17 protein-coding genes are annotated in these 17,142 nt (G+C 60.8%); 12 read left to right on the top strand and 5 right to left on the bottom strand.

Going from position 1 to position 17,142, the window contains the following annotated elements:
* Window positions 1-6: 6 nt before the first annotated feature.
* The 3 genes from FEM03_RS02080 to FEM03_RS02070 all read right to left on the bottom strand — a co-directional run bounded on the left by FEM03_RS02080 (window position 7) and on the right by FEM03_RS02070 (window position 2,532).
* A complete protein-coding gene (locus FEM03_RS02080) occupies window positions 7-1,146 on the bottom strand; it encodes a CobW family GTP-binding protein (RefSeq protein WP_166442551.1) in 1,140 nt (379 codons plus the stop codon).
* 113 nt (window positions 1,147-1,259) lie between these two features.
* Complete coding sequence (locus FEM03_RS02075; RefSeq protein WP_138084522.1) at window positions 1,260-1,547, bottom strand: type B 50S ribosomal protein L31; 288 nt, start codon at window positions 1,545-1,547, stop codon at window positions 1,260-1,262.
* 238 nt (window positions 1,548-1,785) lie between these two features.
* Window positions 1,786-2,532 carry a response regulator transcription factor gene (locus FEM03_RS02070; protein WP_138084521.1) on the bottom strand — a complete coding sequence of 249 codons (747 nt, stop codon included), beginning with the start codon at window positions 2,530-2,532 and terminating at the stop codon, window positions 1,786-1,788.
* Between the two features lie 74 nt (window positions 2,533-2,606).
* On the opposite strand from FEM03_RS02070, the gene FEM03_RS02065 reads away from it, so the two are divergent.
* The 4 genes from FEM03_RS02065 to FEM03_RS02050 all read left to right on the top strand — a co-directional run bounded on the left by FEM03_RS02065 (window position 2,607) and on the right by FEM03_RS02050 (window position 9,425).
* Window positions 2,607-3,503, top strand: coding sequence for a LysR family transcriptional regulator (locus FEM03_RS02065; protein ID WP_166442550.1), 897 nt, complete (start codon window positions 2,607-2,609; stop codon window positions 3,501-3,503).
* A 215-nt stretch (window positions 3,504-3,718) separates the two neighbouring features.
* The gene (locus tag FEM03_RS02060; RefSeq protein ID WP_138084519.1) at window positions 3,719-6,445 is read left to right on the top strand and encodes a molybdopterin-dependent oxidoreductase; all 2,727 of its coding nucleotides are present in this window, start codon (window positions 3,719-3,721) and stop codon (window positions 6,443-6,445) included.
* Between the two features lie 7 nt (window positions 6,446-6,452).
* Window positions 6,453-7,901 (top strand): NCS2 family permease, encoded by a 1,449-nt coding sequence (locus FEM03_RS02055; protein ID WP_138084518.1) that lies wholly within the window; start codon window positions 6,453-6,455, stop codon window positions 7,899-7,901.
* Window positions 7,902-8,003: 102 nt separating this feature from the next.
* Entirely contained in the window at window positions 8,004-9,425 is a 1,422-nt protein-coding gene (locus FEM03_RS02050; protein ID WP_138084517.1) for an 8-oxoguanine deaminase, read from the top strand.
* A 91-nt stretch (window positions 9,426-9,516) separates the two neighbouring features.
* On the opposite strand, the gene FEM03_RS02045 is transcribed toward FEM03_RS02050, so the two are convergent.
* Window positions 9,517-10,146, bottom strand: a complete 630-nt coding sequence (locus FEM03_RS02045) for a nucleotidyltransferase family protein (protein WP_138084516.1) — start codon at window positions 10,144-10,146, stop codon at window positions 9,517-9,519.
* Between the two features lie 60 nt (window positions 10,147-10,206).
* On the opposite strand from FEM03_RS02045, the gene FEM03_RS02040 reads away from it, so the two are divergent.
* The gene (locus FEM03_RS02040; protein WP_138084515.1) at window positions 10,207-11,034 is read left to right on the top strand and encodes an FAD binding domain-containing protein; all 828 of its coding nucleotides are present in this window, start codon (window positions 10,207-10,209) and stop codon (window positions 11,032-11,034) included.
* Between the two features lie 150 nt (window positions 11,035-11,184).
* The gene (locus FEM03_RS02035) at window positions 11,185-12,132 is read left to right on the top strand and encodes an antibiotic biosynthesis monooxygenase (protein ID WP_138084514.1); all 948 of its coding nucleotides are present in this window, start codon (window positions 11,185-11,187) and stop codon (window positions 12,130-12,132) included.
* 401 nt (window positions 12,133-12,533) lie between these two features.
* Here the strand turns inward: FEM03_RS02035 and FEM03_RS02030 are convergent, their stop codons facing one another.
* On the bottom strand, window positions 12,534-12,803 hold the full coding sequence (locus tag FEM03_RS02030; protein ID WP_138084513.1) for an addiction module protein: 270 nt from the start codon (window positions 12,801-12,803) through the stop codon (window positions 12,534-12,536).
* 102 nt (window positions 12,804-12,905) lie between these two features.
* Between FEM03_RS02030 and uraD the strand changes: the two genes are divergently transcribed.
* The 6 genes from uraD to alc all read left to right on the top strand — a co-directional run bounded on the left by uraD (window position 12,906) and on the right by alc (window position 17,116).
* A complete protein-coding gene (uraD, locus tag FEM03_RS02025) occupies window positions 12,906-13,409 on the top strand; it encodes a 2-oxo-4-hydroxy-4-carboxy-5-ureidoimidazoline decarboxylase (protein WP_138084512.1) in 504 nt (167 codons plus the stop codon).
* Window positions 13,410-13,447: 38 nt separating this feature from the next.
* On the top strand, window positions 13,448-13,795 hold the full coding sequence (gene uraH / locus FEM03_RS02020) for a hydroxyisourate hydrolase (RefSeq protein ID WP_138084511.1): 348 nt from the start codon (window positions 13,448-13,450) through the stop codon (window positions 13,793-13,795).
* A 19-nt stretch (window positions 13,796-13,814) separates the two neighbouring features.
* On the top strand, window positions 13,815-14,213 hold the full coding sequence (locus FEM03_RS02015; RefSeq protein WP_138084510.1) for a CidA/LrgA family protein: 399 nt from the start codon (window positions 13,815-13,817) through the stop codon (window positions 14,211-14,213).
* Complete coding sequence (locus FEM03_RS02010) at window positions 14,210-14,908, top strand: LrgB family protein (protein WP_138084509.1); 699 nt, start codon at window positions 14,210-14,212, stop codon at window positions 14,906-14,908. Before FEM03_RS02015 ends, FEM03_RS02010 begins: the two co-directional genes overlap by 4 nt.
* A gap of 86 nt (window positions 14,909-14,994) precedes the next feature.
* A complete protein-coding gene (gene puuE, locus FEM03_RS02005; protein WP_138084508.1) occupies window positions 14,995-15,924 on the top strand; it encodes an allantoinase PuuE in 930 nt (309 codons plus the stop codon).
* A 184-nt stretch (window positions 15,925-16,108) separates the two neighbouring features.
* On the top strand, window positions 16,109-17,116 hold the full coding sequence (gene alc, locus FEM03_RS02000) for an allantoicase (protein WP_138084507.1): 1,008 nt from the start codon (window positions 16,109-16,111) through the stop codon (window positions 17,114-17,116).
* The last annotated feature ends 26 nt before the right edge of the window (window positions 17,117-17,142 follow it).

Below are 17,142 nucleotides of genomic sequence, written 5' to 3'. Positions count from 1 at the left end.
CCCTGATCAATCCAGCTTGCGCAGATTTTTGGGCCACGGATCAACGAATTCCCGCCCCCGTTGCCAGTCTTCAATTTCATCTTCCGTGCAGAAACACGCCTCCATCTCCCTGGCAAAAATCTCCCGGTCACGCGCTTGTCCGATCAGCGTAATCTCACACCCCCGGTCCCCGAACAATGGATGCGCACCTGCGAGTTTCTCTTGCAAATGGGCGATTTCTTCCGGCAACAAACGACCGTCCGTCGCAAGAATGTGCGCCCGCCAGATCCCGAGAAATTCCAACCCCATTGCACCTCCCGCCTGATTCCAGAGAAGCACCTGGTCCGGTCTGCTCGCCAGCCAGATGAAACCTTTGCTACGGAACAGCCCCAGCCCAAGTCGTTGCTGATACTGCTCAAAAAAGCGTTGCGGATGAAGCGGTCGTGAATCGCGAATCACCGTGGAACCAATGTCATGAAACTTCGCCATGGCGGACGACGGCGTCGCCTCGTTGCGTGAATACGGCGGTGCATCCAGCAATACCGACGCATCCAGACGTCCATAGGCGCAGGCTGCCAGTTGTGCCCCGGGATTCAAGACTTGCAGCGTTCGAAAAATCATCGGCAACGCATCTTCCGGCACCATGTCCAGCTTGGTCACAATGATGACACTGGCCGCGCGAAGTTGATCCGCCAGCAGGTTTTCCGCCGTGCGCAGATCGTTTTGCTCGTTGTCGGCAAGCTGACGGATCAGTCCCACGCCCCCGTCATAATCGTGCAACAACGCACGCGCATCCACCAGCGTCGCCACGGCATGCAGCGTGGCACCACGGCAGGAAAGCAGCTCGTCAATCACCGCTTGCGGATGCGAACCGCCAGAAGTTTCCACCAGCACATGCTCCATCTTCGCTTCGCGCATGCTTGCAAGTGCCTGGGAGAAATCCGCGCGACGCTCCCCGGAAATGGACCCATCAAACAAACTCACCAGCGTCCCCGCCTCTTCAGACACCGCATGCCCGATGCGCAACAATTCACCATCCACCTCCAACTCGCTCAGGTCATTCACGATCACCCCAAACCGGTTCGCCAAAGCCTGTTCACGCAACAGACGCTTCAAAAATGTCGTCTTCCCCGCTCCAAGAAAGCCGGTGATGAGCGTGATTTTCATATCAAGTATTGCTCCCAAAGCGAACTCAGACTGACCGTGATGCAGAGATTCCCCATGCATTCAAAACAAAGGCACTGGAACAAAATTGATCCTCCGGGAAACCGCTCGATGCATCAGCTGCCCAGCTTTTCCAACTTGGGTTTGCCCGCACGACGCAATGCACTGTCACCAAAACGTTTGGTGAATTTGTCAATCCGCCCCTCCGTATCAACGAACGTGCTTTTGCCCGTGTAGAACGGATGCGACTCCGCAGAAACACTGATGGCATGCACAAAATGCTCCACCCCGTCGATCAACTCAACTTTGTCGCTTTTCATCGTCGAACGCGTGACGAATCGAGCCCCGCAGGTGATGTCGATGAATACAACCGGATAACTTACAGGATGGATGTCTTTTTTCATGATTGTAAACGCATGTAGCTTGCAACAAATTCAAACCAACCCCGCAAAAGTCAATTCTTATATTGCAATTTAATTGCGTTTAATTTCGTCAGTCAATCAGACATATCCGACTGCGACGCGTCGCATAACTAGATTGGTTGGCCACTCTGCCACTGATCAAACCAGCATCCCCGCCTCTCCATCCCCCGCTCTCCATGTTCCCTACAAACCTCAAATCGAGTCACTCGACGCCTGCTTCCTATGAACTCATCGCCACTTTCCGGTCCTCTCTTCTCATGGCCTCCGACAACGGCTGCGGAATCATCCCCGACGTCTGCGCGATGATCACCACCTCCGGCAACGACCTCACTTCGAGTTTTTCCATGATATGACGACGGTGAATTTTGATGGTTGCCTCCGCCGTTCCAAGCGTCTCCGCGATTTGACGATTCAGCCGACCGCGAATCATCAACCTCAACACTTCCACCTCACGCCGCGTCAGCGAATCCATGCGCGCCCGCGCCGTCGACTGGCTTGATCGCTTGCGCCACCACGATCCCGAACGCGCCAGTGCAATCTCCACTGCCTGCAGAAGCAACTCGGGCATCACCGGCCACGCAAAAAAATCCACCGCCCCCGCCTTCATGGCCTGCACACAGGAAACCAGTGTCCCCTGCTCAGCGACAAACACCACCTTCTCTCCACGGTCACCAGCCTTCATCGCCAGCTGCACCTCAAGACCCGTCATGTCTGGCAGTTCAAGCGCGAGAATCACACAAGCCGGCAACGAGCATGGCAGCATCGACAAAAAATCCCGACCCGAACCAAATCCCAAAACGCGATACCCGGCATCGCGCAAATTTCGCTCCATCTGCAAACGTCGCGCCTGCTGGTGATCCACCACGCAAACCAATCCCCCCGCCTTTGCTGGAGGAACGGCATGCGAATGGGTAAACGCATTTTCCTGGCGGCTCTGTCGCGATCCATCGGTTGATAGGGTAACCATGGTCCAAATAGTAAGATCAGGCAATCATTTGAAAAATTGGAATGCTGCATGCTTTCCATGCAAAAAACGAATCCATGGATCTGCGCGCTTTGAGGGTTTTCGTCGAAGTGGTGAAGCTCGGAGGTTTCACCGCCGCGAGTCGAAGTGTGCATCTGACGCAGCCCTCCATCAGCCGGGTCATCAAACAACTCGAAGACGATCTCGGACACCGATTGCTCACCCGCGACCACCGCGAGGTGACCCTCACCGACGCCGGGAATATCCTCTACACCCACGCCCTGACCCTTCTCGGTGAAAGCGCCCGCTTGCGCACCGCTTTGTCCGACATGGCAGACCTCGAAAAAGGCGAGCTTCGTCTCGGCATCCCGCCCCTCGGCGGCACCATGTTTGTGCCATTGATCAAACGCTTCAAATCGCGTTATCCCGGAATCGAACTGCACCTTCACGAACTGGCCTCCAAACCCACCGAACTCGCACTCACCAACGCTGAACTGGATCTCGGCACTTTGCTTCTACCAGTGGACCCCTCGCGCTTCAATTCCGTGCCGCTCTCCCGCGATCGACTGATGCTGGTGACCCAACTGGAATCGTCATGGTCACAGCGCAAGCAGGTCAAGCTCGACGAACTTCGAGAAGAATCCTTCATCCTTTTTCCCGATGGTTACGGCTTGAACGATCTCATCCACACCGCGTGCCAGGCAGCCGGCTTCACTCCACTCGTAGCGGGCCGCAGCAGCCACACGCAGTTGATCACCGGATTGGTCGACAGCGGCATGGGCGTGGCATTGTTGCCGATGTCGGTGGTTCACGATGCCACCAACGTCGCCGTGATCGAACTCACCAGCCCCAGCATCGCCTGGCATATTGGTCTCGCCTGGCTGCAAGGCACCTACCTTTCTCATGCCGCCAAGGCGATGCTGCAAATGGTGAAACAACATCCCTTGCCATCAGCCCGACCACGACGCGGATAACCACGGATGCCTACCACTTTTGGCGTAGACATTCCCCCCAATCCCCAGGCGAAAGGGGCACACTCGATGCTTGAGAACTGGATGAATCCCGAACCCCTGTCCGCCATCGACCCCAGGCCAATAATTTTACTCCATGACTAAGGCATGCCCAATGCTGGATGATGTTCCTAATCTCACATTGACCCCCGCCAACTTTTGTCAGCCCACGCCACGTCATGAACCTCACCATCAACGACCAGCCCACCACCGCGGACCCCCGCCCCGGCCAGTGCCTGCGCACTTTCCTGCGCGACCTCTCCTGGTATGGACCCAAAAAAGGCTGCGACGGCGGTGACTGCGGAGCCTGCACCGTCCACGTCAACGGCCAACCCGTCCACAGCTGCCTCTACCCCGCCCAACGCGCCGCCGACAAACACATCACCACCATCGAAGGCCTCGCCAAAGAGGGAAATCTCCACCCCATCCAACAACAATTCCTGGCCGCCCAGGGCTACCAATGCGGCTTCTGCACCGCCGGCATGCTCATGACCGCCTGCACCCTCACCGACGAACAAAAACAAAACCTCCCCCGCGCCCTCAAAGGCAACCTCTGCCGCTGCACCGGCTACCGCGCCATCGAAGACGCCATCAACAACATCTCCCATATCGAAACCGACACCCCCGGCAAAAGCGCCGGCCTCAGCCTCGGCAACCCCCTCGGTCAATCCATCGTCACCGGCCAGGCCCGCTACACCGCCGACTTCCACCTCGAAGGCCTCCTCTATTTGAAGGTGCTTCGCTCCCCCCACGCCCACGCCAACATCCTCTCCATCGACAAAACCAAAGCCCTCGCCGTCCCCGGCGTCCACGCCATCTACACTTGGGAAGACGTCCCCCGCAAACTCTACACCACCGCCACCCACGACGACTACCACGTCGACCCCGACGACACCTACATCCTCGACAACGTCGTCCGCTTCGCCGGTCAACGCATCGCCGCCGTTGTCGCTGAAACCGAAGCCGCCGCTGAAGCCGCCTGCCGCCTCCTCGAAGTCGACTACCAAATCCTCCCCGCCGTCTTCGACCCCGAACAAGCCATGCTCGAAGGCGCCCCCATTCTCCACACCGGCAAAAACGCCACCTCGCGCATCAGCCGACCCGAACAAAACATCCTCCGCGAAATCCACGGCGAAAACGGCAGCGTGGAAACCGGCTTCGCCCAGGCCGACCACATTTACGAAAACACCTTCACCACCCACCGCCAGCAACACGCCCAGCTCGAAACCCACATCTCCATCACCTCCCTCGACCACGAAGGCCGGCTCCACGTCCGCACCAGCACCCAAACCCCCTACCTCACCAAAGCCAAACTCGCCTACCTCTTCGAACTTTACCCCGACAACATCCACGTCTACACCGACCGCGTCGGCGGCGGCTTCGGAGCCAAACAGGAACTCCTCACCGAAGACCTCTGCACAATGGCCACCCTCGACCTCGGCCGCCCCGTGAAATGGGAGTTCACCCGCACCGAAGAATACACCTCCGCCGTCACCCGCCACCCCTTCAAAGTCACCGTTAAACTCGGCGCCAAAAACGACGGCACCCTCACCGCCATCCAGTTCCGCGTCGTCACCAACACCGGCGCTTATGGCAACCACGGCGGCGAAGTCATGGGCCACTCCCTCAACGAATCCATCGCCCTCTACCGCTGCCCCAACAAAAAAGCCGGCGCCTACTCGGTCTACACCAACAACGTCCCCGCCGGGGCCTTCCGCGGTTACGGCATCACCCAAACCTCCTTCGCCATGGAGTCCGCCATGGACGCCCTCGCCACCCAGATCGGCATCGATCCCGTCGAACTCCGACGCAAAAACATCATCCGTCCCGGCGACACCCTCCTCAGTATCTGGGGCGGCCCCAGCGACCTCGAAATCGCCAGCTACGGTCTCGCCGAATGCATCGACCTCACCCAATCCGCCCTCAACAGCGGACGCGGCCAACCGAAACCCGAAGGCGACCACTGGCTCGAAGGCTCCGGCCTCGCCATCAGCATGCTCGACTGCGGCCCGCCCACCGAACACCGCTCCGAAGCCCGCATCGATCTCCTCCCCAACGGCCACTACCACCTCGCCATCGGCTCCGCCGAATTCGGCAACGGCACCATCACCGTCCACCGTCAAATCGCCGCCACCGTCCTCGGCTGCACCGTCGATAAAATCCATCTCGTCAACGCCGACACCGACAAAGCCCCCTACGACTCCGGCACCTTCGCCAGCACCGGCACCCTCGTCGGCGGCGGTGCCATCCTCGCCTCCGCCACCATCCTCAAAAACCAGCTCCTCCACCTCGCCGCCAGCTACCGCAACGTCCCCCCCGAGACCTGCCAGCTCACCGACAACACCATCACCTACCCCGACGGCTCCATCCTCCCTCTCACCGACCTCCTCACCCGCGCCACCGCCGACGGACACAAACTCAACGCCACCCGCCGCGCCTACGCCGCCCCCCGCAGCGTCTCCTTCAACGTCCAGGGCTTCCGCATCGCCGTCCACCGCATCACCGGCGAAATCCGCATCCTCCACAGCGTCCACGCCGCCGACGCCGGCACCGTCATGAACCCCATGCAGTGCACCGGCCAGGTCGAAGGCGGCATTGCCCAGGGCATCGGCTGGACCCTCATGGAACACATGATCACCAACGCCGACGGCCAGATCACCAACCCCACCTTCCGCAACAACCGCATCCCCTCCTTCGCCGACATCCCACGCAGCGAAATCTACTTTGCCAAAACCTACGACCGCATCGGCCCCATGGGAGCCAAACCCATGAGCGAAAGCCCCGTCAACCCCATCGCGCCCGCCCTCGCCAACGCCCTGGCAAACGCCACCCAAGTTCGTTTCACCGACCTCCCTTTCACCGCCCCTCGCATCTACCAGCAACTCCATCCAGCCATCAACTCCTAACATCATCATGAGCAAATCATCCTCCCCCTCTGGCTTCATCGAACGCCAGTTCAAAGTCAAAGAACTCGGCTCCACCATCCCCCGGGAAATCATCGCCGGCGTCACCACCTTCGCCGCCATGGCCTACATTCTGGTCGTCAATCCGGACATCCTCTCCGTCGCCGGCATGCCCAAGGAAGCCCTCATCACCACCACTGCCATCAGCGCCGCCATCGGCACCCTGCTCATGGCCTTCATGGCCAACTACCCGCTCGCCCTCGCCCCCGGCATGGGCATCAACGCCTTCTTCGCCTTCGGCGTCTGCCTCGGCATGAACGTCCCCTGGCAAAGCGCCCTCCCCCTCGTCTTCATCAACGGCATCCTCTTCATCATCCTCTCCGTCTCCGGCATACGGGAAGCCATCGTCAATGCCCTGCCCAACTCCCTCAAAGCCGCCGTCTGCGCAGGCGTCGGACTTTTCATCTGCTTCATCGGACTCAAGAACGGCGGCATCGTCACCGACCACCCCGCCACCCTCGTCACCATGGGCGACTTCACCTCCCCACCCGTCGCCCTCTTCGGCATTGGCATCCTCCTCACCTGCGTCCTCGTCGCCCGCGGCACCCCCGCCGCCATCATCATCTCCATGGGCGTCATCACCTTCATCGGACTCTTCGTCTCCAATGGCCAAACCGGAGAACTCGCCGGCAAAGTTACCGAACTCCCCACGGCCATCTTCTCCATGCCCGCCTCCATCGAGCCCATCTTCATGAAGCTCGATTTCAGCTTCCTCATCAACGAACCCCTCAAAGCGATCCCCGTCATCATCACCCTCCTCCTCGTTGACCTCTTCGACGGCATCGGCACCCTTATCGGTGTCGCCAAACGCGCCGGACTCATGACCCCCGAAGGCAAAGTCCCCCGCGTCGGCAAAGCCCTCACCGCCGACGCCATCGCCACCACCATCAGCCCCCTCCTCGGCACCTCCACCGTCACCAGCTACATCGAAAGCGCCACCGGCGTCCAGGCCGGCGCCCGCACCGGACTCGCCTCCGTCGCCACCGCCGTCCTGTTCCTCCTCGCCCTCTTCCTCACCCCCATCATCCTCATGATCCCCGCCGTCGCCGTCGCCCCCGCGCTCGTCGTTGTCGGACTCCTCATGTTCGAGAGCGTCAGCGAAATCGACCTCAAAAAATTCGACGTCGCCGCCCCCGCCATCATCACCCTCATCGCCATGCCCCTCACCTTTAGTATCAGCAACGGCATGGGCTTCGGATTGATCACCCTGGTCGCCATCTCCCTCGGCATGGCCATCGGCAGACCCAAAAAATCCTCCGCCATGGGCGAGTTCCACCGCGAATACACCGAAGGCGAAAAACCCCACACCACCCCCGCCCTCGGTGCCTTCACTTACATCCTCGCCGGCATCTTCGCCCTCCACTTCGTCGAAAAATTCCTCTTCAAAATGTTCGAGTAAGCTCCCCGTCCTGCCAGACCCACCTCCAGCCGGCAGCCCAATTCCAAAAGGCTGCCGGCCTTTCTCCTTTATCCCTCCGCCTTCATCCTTCATCCTTTCGCGATGCCCACGCTACTTATCAAAAACGCCGAAGTCCTCGTCACCATGGACAGCGACCGACGCGAAATCAAAAACGGTGCCCTCTACGCCGTGGACGGCATCATCCAGCAAGTCACCACATCCACCGACCCCACCCTCCCCACCACCGCCGACACCGTCATCGACATGACCGGCCAGATCGTCCTCCCCGGCTTCGTCAACACCCACCATCACCTCAACCAAACCCTCACCCGCAACCTCCCCGCCGCCCAAAACAACAACCTCTTCCCCTGGCTCAAAGCCCAATACCGCATCTGGGCCAAAATCAACGAAGAAGCCTCCCGCGCCAGCACCCTCATCGGCCTCTCCGAACTCGCCCTCTCCGGCTGCACCACCGTCTTCGACCACACCTATCTCTATCAAAACGGCAACAACGTCGACTGCCAGATCGACGCCGCCAAACAACTCGGCGTCCGTTTCCACGCCAGCCGCGGTTCCATGTCCCTCGGCGAATCCCAAGGCGGCCTCCCCCCCGACGACTGCGTCGAAGACGAAACCATCATCATGCAGGACAGCGAACGCGTCATCAAAGCCCACCACGACGCCAGTATCGGCTCCATGACCCAAATCGTCCTCGCCCCCTGCTCCCCCTTCTCCGTCACCCAATCCCTCCTCAAAGACTCCGCCGCCCTCGCCCGACAATACGGCGTCAAACTCCACACCCACCTGTGCGAAACCCTCGACGAAGAACGTTACACCTTAGACAAGTTCCACCTCCGACCCGTCGACTGGATGGCCACCCTCGACTGGCTCGGCGACGACGTCTGGTTCGCCCACGCCATCCATGTCGACGACGAAGAAATCGCCCTCTTCGCCCAAACCGGCGTCGGCGCCGCCCACTGTCCCTGCTCCAACATGCGCCTCGGTTCCGGCATCGCCCCCATCAAAAAATACATGGCCGCCGGCGTCAAAGTCGGCCTCGGCGTCGACGGCTCCGCCAGCAACGACTCCTCCAACATGCTTCTCGAAGTCCGCCAGGCCATGCTCCTCGCCCGCCTCCGCCTCGGCCTCCTCCCTCCCGAAGGCCCCCGCAAAAACTTCCTCCTCTCCCCCTCCCATCCCAAACGCGCCAACGAATGGATGACCGCCAGAGAAGCCCTCGAACTTGCCACCCTCGGCGGCGCCAGCGTCCTTGGCCGCACCGACATCGGCTCCCTCGAGCCCGGCAAATGCGCCGACCTCTTCTCCCTCGACCTCCACACCGTCAACTACGCCGGCGCCCTCCACGATCCCGTCGCCGCCGTCGTTTTCTGCGCCCCCCAAACCACCACCCACACCATCATCAACGGCAACCCCGTCGTCCAAAACGGCCACATCATCACCATCGACCTCCCCCAAACCATCGAACTCCACAACCGCCACTCCCTCGCCCTAACCAACCACTAGCCCAGTCGTTTGAGTCAAAAAATTCCAACCACGAATGGACACCAAAAGACACGAATAAATACCTACCCAACCCAATCTCAAAACATTCGTGTTAATTCGTGTCCATTCGTGGTTCCTCCTTCCCCCTCCTCAACCTCAAATAATCCTCCGGTGTATCCATATCCTCAAACACCACCTCATTCCCCCACTCCATCACCTTCCTCAACCCCTCCCTCTTCGCCATAAACACCTTCAACGTCTCATCCCCCCCCCCCGCCAACTCTTCAAAAACCTCCCTCAAAAAAAACACCGGATGCCCCCTCCTCCCCCCACAAACCGGCTGACAAATTTCTCCCCCACTCCCTCTCGCAAATTCCGCCAACTCCCTCACCAATTTCACCGAAACCCCCGGCTGATCCACCAACGCCACCGCCACCCAGTCAACCTCCCAACCCTCCCACCCCCCCGCCGCCTGCAACGACGACATCATCCCCTCCGCCGCCCGCTCATTCACAATCCGCTCCGCAATCCCCAACCGATCCAACTCCCCCACCACCGCCAGATTCCCCGGATCAAACACCACCGCCACCTGCTCCGCCCCAGCCTCCTTCCAAACCCCCACCACATGCTCCAACACCGTCCCCTCACCCCACCTCAACAACGCCTTGGGCGACCCCATCCGCCGCGATGCCCCCGCCGCTAAAATCACCACCCCAAAACTGCAATCGTCCACCGCGCTCATCTCCGACTCTCAACTCTCAACTCTCTACTCTCAACTCTCAAATCTCAACTCCCATTCCCCGTGGACCTCAACACCGTCACCTCCTACCACCGTCCCGCCAGCCCCGACCAGATCACTTCCTGGCAATTCGGCGACTCCTGGCTTGCCGGCGGCACCTGGCTCTTCTCCGAACCCCAAGTCGGCATCACCAACCTCATCGATATCACCGCCTTCGACTGGCCCTCTCTCACCATCACCCCCGCCGGACTCGAAATCGCCGCCACTTGTAAAATCACCGACCTCGAAACCTTCACCGCTCCCTCCCATCTCCACTGGCAAAGCCTCCCCCTGCTCGGCGAATGCGCCCGCTCTCTGCTCGCCTCCTTCAAAATCAAAAACGAAGCCACCGTCGGCGGCAATCTCATCATGTCCCTCCCAGCCGGAGCCATGATCTCCCTCACCGCCGCCCTTGAAGCCATCCTCACCCTCCACCCTCGCCAGGGCGAACCCCGCCAGACCTCCGTCATCGACTTCGTCACCGGCAACCATCAAAACACCCTCCAACCCGGCGAACTCCTGCGCAGTATCTTAATTCCCGACCACGCCCTTCAAAAAACCTACGCCTTCCACCGCTTCTCCCTCTCTCAAGAAGGTCGTTCCTCCGTCCTTCTCATCGGCACCCTCTGTCCCAACACCGGCAACTTCATCCTCACCATCACCGCCGCCACCCCCCGCCCCATCCAGCTAACATTCGACACCATCCCCGACGCCGACGCCATCAAGTCCACCATCACCACCGCCATCCCCGATGGCCAATGGTTCGACGATCCCCACGGCACCCCCGACCACCGCCAGCACCTCACCCACTACTTCGCCCAACAAATCCGCGAAGAACTATCATCCATCTGAGCCCATCTGCGGAAATCTGAGCCCATCTGTGTTAAAAAAATTCTCTCAGATTGCCTCAAGTGACCTCAGATTTTCTCAGATAACAAGCCCAACCCCCAACCCAAAAAAATCCCGTAAATCCAGCACAAATCCCGTTAATCCTGTCTCGAAATGCCAACCCCAGCGACCCTCGTCTGCACCCTGCGCGCCCGCACCGGCCCCCACCTCGCCCGCTTCGTCTCCGCCTGGCAGGTTCGCTACCACACCAAAGTCATCCGCTTCGAAGGTTTCGTCAGCGCCGACCTCCTCTCCCCAGTCAGCCCCGAAAGCAACGACTGGCGCCTCATCGTCCGCTTCCGCACCCAGCCCCAACTCGACCTCTGGCGCACCTCCCCCGAACACGCCTGGCTCACCGCCGAAGCCCACGAACTCCTCGACGAAAACGCCGTCTTTCAAGAAACCATCGGACCCGAAGCCGAGCACCAACAACCCCCTCACAGCGTCACCGAAATCATCCGTTCCGAAATCCTTCCCGGCATGGAAGACGCCTACCGCGCCTGGACCCAAAAAACCCAGCACACCCAATCCCAATTCCCCGGCTACCGCGGCGTTCATGTCATCGCCCCCATCCCCGGCCAAAGCAACGAATGGACCACCCTCCTGCGCTTCGACAACCTCGACAATCTCGACCGCTGGCGACACTCCTCCGAACGCGCCACCCTCCTCGAAGAAGCCCGACTCGTCATCCAGCGCACCGAAATCACCCGGCTCGACTCCCCCTTCCCCGGCTGGGTTCCCCTCGATCCCACGACCGGTGCCAATCCCCCCAAATGGAAAACCGGCCTCCTCGTCCTGCTCGGCCTGTATCCCGTGGTCATTCTCACCATCCGTTTCATCACCCCCCACCTCACCGCACTCAACCCCACCCTCGCCATCCTCCTCGGGAACCTCCTCACCGTCACCGCCACCACCTATCTCACCGTGCCCTTCCTCGTGCAACGATTCGCCTGGTGGCTCTTCCCCAACCCCAAATCCCCACCCCAAACCCAACTCAAAGGCCTCACCCTAATCCTCCTCCTCATCATCATCCAAATCACCCTCTTCTGGGGCCTGATGTGAGGCAAATAAAAATATTTGTCACCCCGTAATCCACACCACCAAAACACGCGAATACGCAGGACACGCCGCACCTTCCCTGTCACATCGGGACAACCATGGAGCGCCGATGTATCATCGGCTTTCAGTCCACCCCAATTGCGTCCCCGTAATCCCCCGGCGCATCCCCCCGTCGGACCGCCGATGTATCATCGGCCAGCCCAGGCAGCCGGGCACCAGTGCGTGATTTTTTCAAACAGAGATCCCAGCCGTCCTGCGCGAACGGGCCATGGCGTCTTGCGCTTCGCCACACCCACCGCCCACAAAGCGTCTCCGTAGATCGCAACGCAATCTGCCAACCCGTCCTCCATAACACTCAGCCGCGTCAGCAAACTCCACAAGTGCTGGAGATAAATACCGGAAGTTTACACGTTGAATCTTGAACGAAGTTCCGCCATCGCTGCAGGGCCATCGACCGCCTCAATCTCACCCCGCTGGTAAGCGTCCATGCGCGAATCCAGCTCACGAATCCACTCCTCTTTAAGTTCAATCGGAACCACCGAAATGCTCTCCAGCAATCGGTCAGCAAGCAAGGCGCGTTGGCTGTCAGGCAAAAGAAGCGCCTCTTTCTCGATGATCGCAGAGTCCATGGATCGCCAGCTTAACAGAAAACATTGGAAACGCAATTCCTCCATTGGTGCTTCTTCCCACCCCCCCCACCCTACCCCCGTCGTCGTAGCCCTTTCCCCCAAAACCCCCTCCACCGGGGCACACCCACTGCTAAAATAAAATCCATCATGCCCCTCCTCACCCCAGCCGACCTCAACCAACTCTCCGAAGCCGACTTCACCACCACGTTCGGCTCCATCTTCGAACACTCCCCCTGGGTTGCCCAACAAACTTATCCAAAAAAACCCTTCACCGACCTCGCCGACCTCCACCAAAAAATGTGCGCCACCCTGCGCGCTTCCTCCCCCCAATCCCAGCTCGACCTCATCATCGCCCACCCCGACCTCGGCGAACGACTCGGAGCCCTCACCCCCGAATCCACCCACGAACAAGCCTCCGCCGGCCTCAACCAGCTCACCCAAACCGAACTCGACCGCTTCAACGCCAACAACACCGCCTACAAACAAAAATTCGGATTCCCCTTTGTCATCTGCGCCCGACTCAACGACAAAGACACCATGCTCGCCGCCTTCGAAACCCGCCTGCAAAACGACCGCGAAACCGAACTCGCCACCGCCCTCGAACAAATCGAAAAAATCGCCCTCCTCCGCCTCCAGTCACTCATCCTTTAGCCTTCATCCTTCATCCTTCATCCCTCATCCTTTCGAAGATGCTCACCACCCACGTCCTCGACGCCGCCCACGGCTGTCCCGCCCCCAACCTCACCATCGCCCTCTACCAAATCGACGGCGACCACCGCACCCTCCTCAACACCTTCATCACCAATACCGACGGTCGCACCGACACCCCGCTCCTCAGCGCCGAAGAAATGCGCATCGGCACCTACGAACTCCTCTTCCCCCTAGGCGATTACTTCCGCTCCAAAGACCTCGACCTCCCCACCCCCCCCTTTCTCGATCAAGTCCCCATCCGTTTCGGCATCGCCGACCCGACCGCCCCCTACCACGTCCCCCTCCTCGCCACCCCCTGGACCTACAGCACCTACCGCGGCAGCTGATCTCAACAAAAGCGCACCCATGCCGCCTCCCTCAAAACACTTCCAGCTCCTGCGCGGCTTCGCCATCATCCTCGCCTTCACCCTCGTGGGCCAGCTGCTCTCCGCCACCCTCATCCCCCTCCCCGGACCCGTCATCGGTCTCATCCTCCTCGCCACCGCCCTCTTCACCGACCTCATTAAAATCCACTGGGTCGAATCCGGAGCCAACGCCCTCCTGCAGAACCTCATGCTCTTTTTCGTCCCCGCCCTCGTCGGCGCGCTCGATCTCCTCCCCATCCTCGGCAACCACACCGTTCCCTTCCTGCTCGCCATCCTCATCAGCCTCATCACCGTCCTCATTGTCACCGGCACCACCGCCACCCTGCTCACCCGCCGTCCCCCGTCGTCCGCGCCCGCACCTCCCACCGACCCGGCATGAGCCCCGCCCTCGACCACTTCTATACCCATCCCATCTTCGGTGCCGGCATCACCGTCATCGCCTTCGCCATCGGACTCCAAACCCAACGCCGCTGGTCCTGGGCCCAACCCGTCGTCATCACCACCCTGCTCATCATCGGCACCCTGCTCCTCCTGCGCATCCCCTACGCCAGCTATAAAATCGGCGGCGACCTCATCTCCACCTTCCTCGCCCCCGCCACCGTCGCCCTCGCCGTCCCCTTCTACCACCACGCCAAACGCATCCGCCACCAACTCCGGCCCATTCTCATCGCCTGCACCCTCGGTGCCATCTTCGGCATCCTCAGCGCCGGACTCGTCGCCCATCTCGCCCAACTCCCGCGCGAAGTGATCCTCGCCCTCCTTCCCAAATCCGCCACCGCCCCCATCAGCATGGAAGTCGCCCGCCACATCGGCGGCAAACCCGAACTCGCCGCCCTCGCCTCCGTCCTTTCCGGACTCCTCGGCAGCATCATCGGCCTCCCCCTCCTACGCCGACTCCACATCAACGCCGACATCCCCACCGGCACCGCCATCGGCACCTCCTCCCACGGCCTCGGCACCGCCCGACTCCTGCGCGAATCCGAATACCTCGGCTCCATCAGCGCGCTCGCCATGGCCCTCACCGGCATCATCACCGCCCTCTTCACCCCCCTCCTCAAACACTGGCCCGGTTGACCCGCCAAAGATCATCATTGCCCGAGCTGGCTCACTTATTGCAATATCCAATTCACCCCAACCACCGCCTTCGCCCAACGCACCGCATGGACTCCACCTCACCCTACCCACGCGACCTCATCGGCTACGGCAAAACACCCCCGCATCCCCACTGGCCCAACCACGCCCGCATCGCCGTCCAGTTCGTCCTTAACTACGAAGAAGGCGGCGAAAACAACCCCCTCCACGGCGACCCCGCTTCCGAAACCTTCCTCTCCGAAATCATCGGCGCAACCCCCTTCCCCAACCGCCACCTCAGCATGGAGTCCATCTACGAATACGGCTCCCGCGCCGGCGTCTGGCGCATCCTCCGCGAATTCAAAAAACGCCAGCTCCCCCTCACCATCTTCGGCGTCAGCATGGCCCTCGCCCGCCATCCCGACCTCACCCAAACCTTCATCGACCTCGGCCACGAAATCGCCTGTCACGGCCACCGCTGGATCAGCTACCAAAGCATCGACGAAACGACCGAACGCCAGCACCTCCAACTCGCCGTCGAAACCCTCCAAAACCTCACCGGCCACCAACCCCTCGGCTGGTATACCGGACGCGACAGCCCCAACACCCGCCGCCTTCTCGCCGACCACGGCGGTTTCCTCTACGACTCCGACTACTACGGCGACGACCTCCCCTTCTGGACCCAGGTGACCAAATCCGACGGCACCACCGTCCCCCACCTCATCGTCCCCTACACGCTCGACACCAACGACATGCGTTTCGCCAGCCCCCAAGGCTTCAACACCGCCGACCACTTCTTCACCTACCTGCGCGACGCCTTCGACGTCCTCTATCAAGAAGGCACCGAAACCCCAAAAATGCTCTCCATCGGCATGCACTGCCGCCTCCTCGGCCGCCCCGGCCGTTTCATCGCCCTGCAACGTTTCCTCGATCACCTGCAAAAACACGACCACGTCTGGATCACCCGCCGCATTGACATCGCCCGCCACTGGCACCAACACCACCCCTTCTCCATTTAGTCAGTCATTCCGCATTCACACTGCCCACTGCCCACTGCCCACTGCCTACTGCCTACTGCCTACTGCCTACTGCCTACTGCCTACTGCCTACTGCCTACTGCCTACTGCCTACTGCCTACTGTCCACTGCCCACTGCCCACTGCCCACTGCCTACTGCCTACTCCACCGACTTCCTCGCTTCCTCATGATCTCATCGCTTCCTCCCGACGCCCCAGATTTCACCCGGCGCTACACCAACCTCGCCGACCCCCGCCTCGGCGCCATCGCCCTCCTCGCCAGCGACGAATTCTTCGCCCCCAAAGAACGCATGCTCAGCCCCGAAGCCCCCATCTTCATCCCCGGCAAATACGACACCCACGGCAAATGGATGGACGGCTGGGAAACCCGTCGCAAACGCACCACCGGTCACGACTGGTGCATCATCAAACTCGCCCGACCCGGCACCATCGAAGGCGTCGACTTCGACACCAGCCACTTCACCGGCAACTTCCCCCCCGCCGCCTCCCTCGAAGCCTGCTACCAAGCCGACACCGACCCCGACGACACCACCGAGTGGATCGAAATCATCCCCTCCACCACCCTCGCCGGCAACAGCCACCACTACCTCAGCGCCAGCAGCATCCGCGCCTTCACCCACGTCCGCGTCAACCTCTACCCCGACGGCGGCCTCGCCCGCCTGCGCGTCTACGGTCAGCCCCGCGCCGACTGGCACGACGCCCCCAAAGGCACCCTCGTCAACCTCTCCGCCATCGAAAACGGCGCCTACATCGTCGCAGCCAACAACCAGCACTTCGGCCTCGCCTCCACCCTCCTCATGCCCGGACGTGGTCAAAACATGGGCGACGGATGGGAAACCCGCCGCCGACGCGAACCCGGCCACGACTGGTGCATCATCTCCCTAGCCACCCCAGGCACCATCCACAAAATCGAAGTCGACACCATCCACTTCAAAGGCAACTACCCCGACCGCTGCACCCTCCAGGGAGCCCACGTCACCGCCGGCACCGACACCTCCCTCATCACCCAGTCCATGTTCTGGCCCACCCTCCTGCCCAAGTCCAAACTCCAAATGGACCACCTTCACACCTTCGAAGAAACCCTCATCGACCTCGGCAAGATCACCCACGTCCGCTTCAACATCATCCCCGACGGCGGCGTCTCCCGCCTCCGCCTCTGGGGCACGCTCGACTGATACTCATCTCTTAGCCTTTATCCTTT

The sequence above is a fragment of the Phragmitibacter flavus genome (assembly GCF_005780165.1).
In the GTDB taxonomy this organism is placed as follows: Bacteria; Verrucomicrobiota; Verrucomicrobiia; order Verrucomicrobiales; family Verrucomicrobiaceae; genus Phragmitibacter; species Phragmitibacter flavus.
This window is presented reverse-complemented; position numbering and strand designations above follow the sequence as displayed.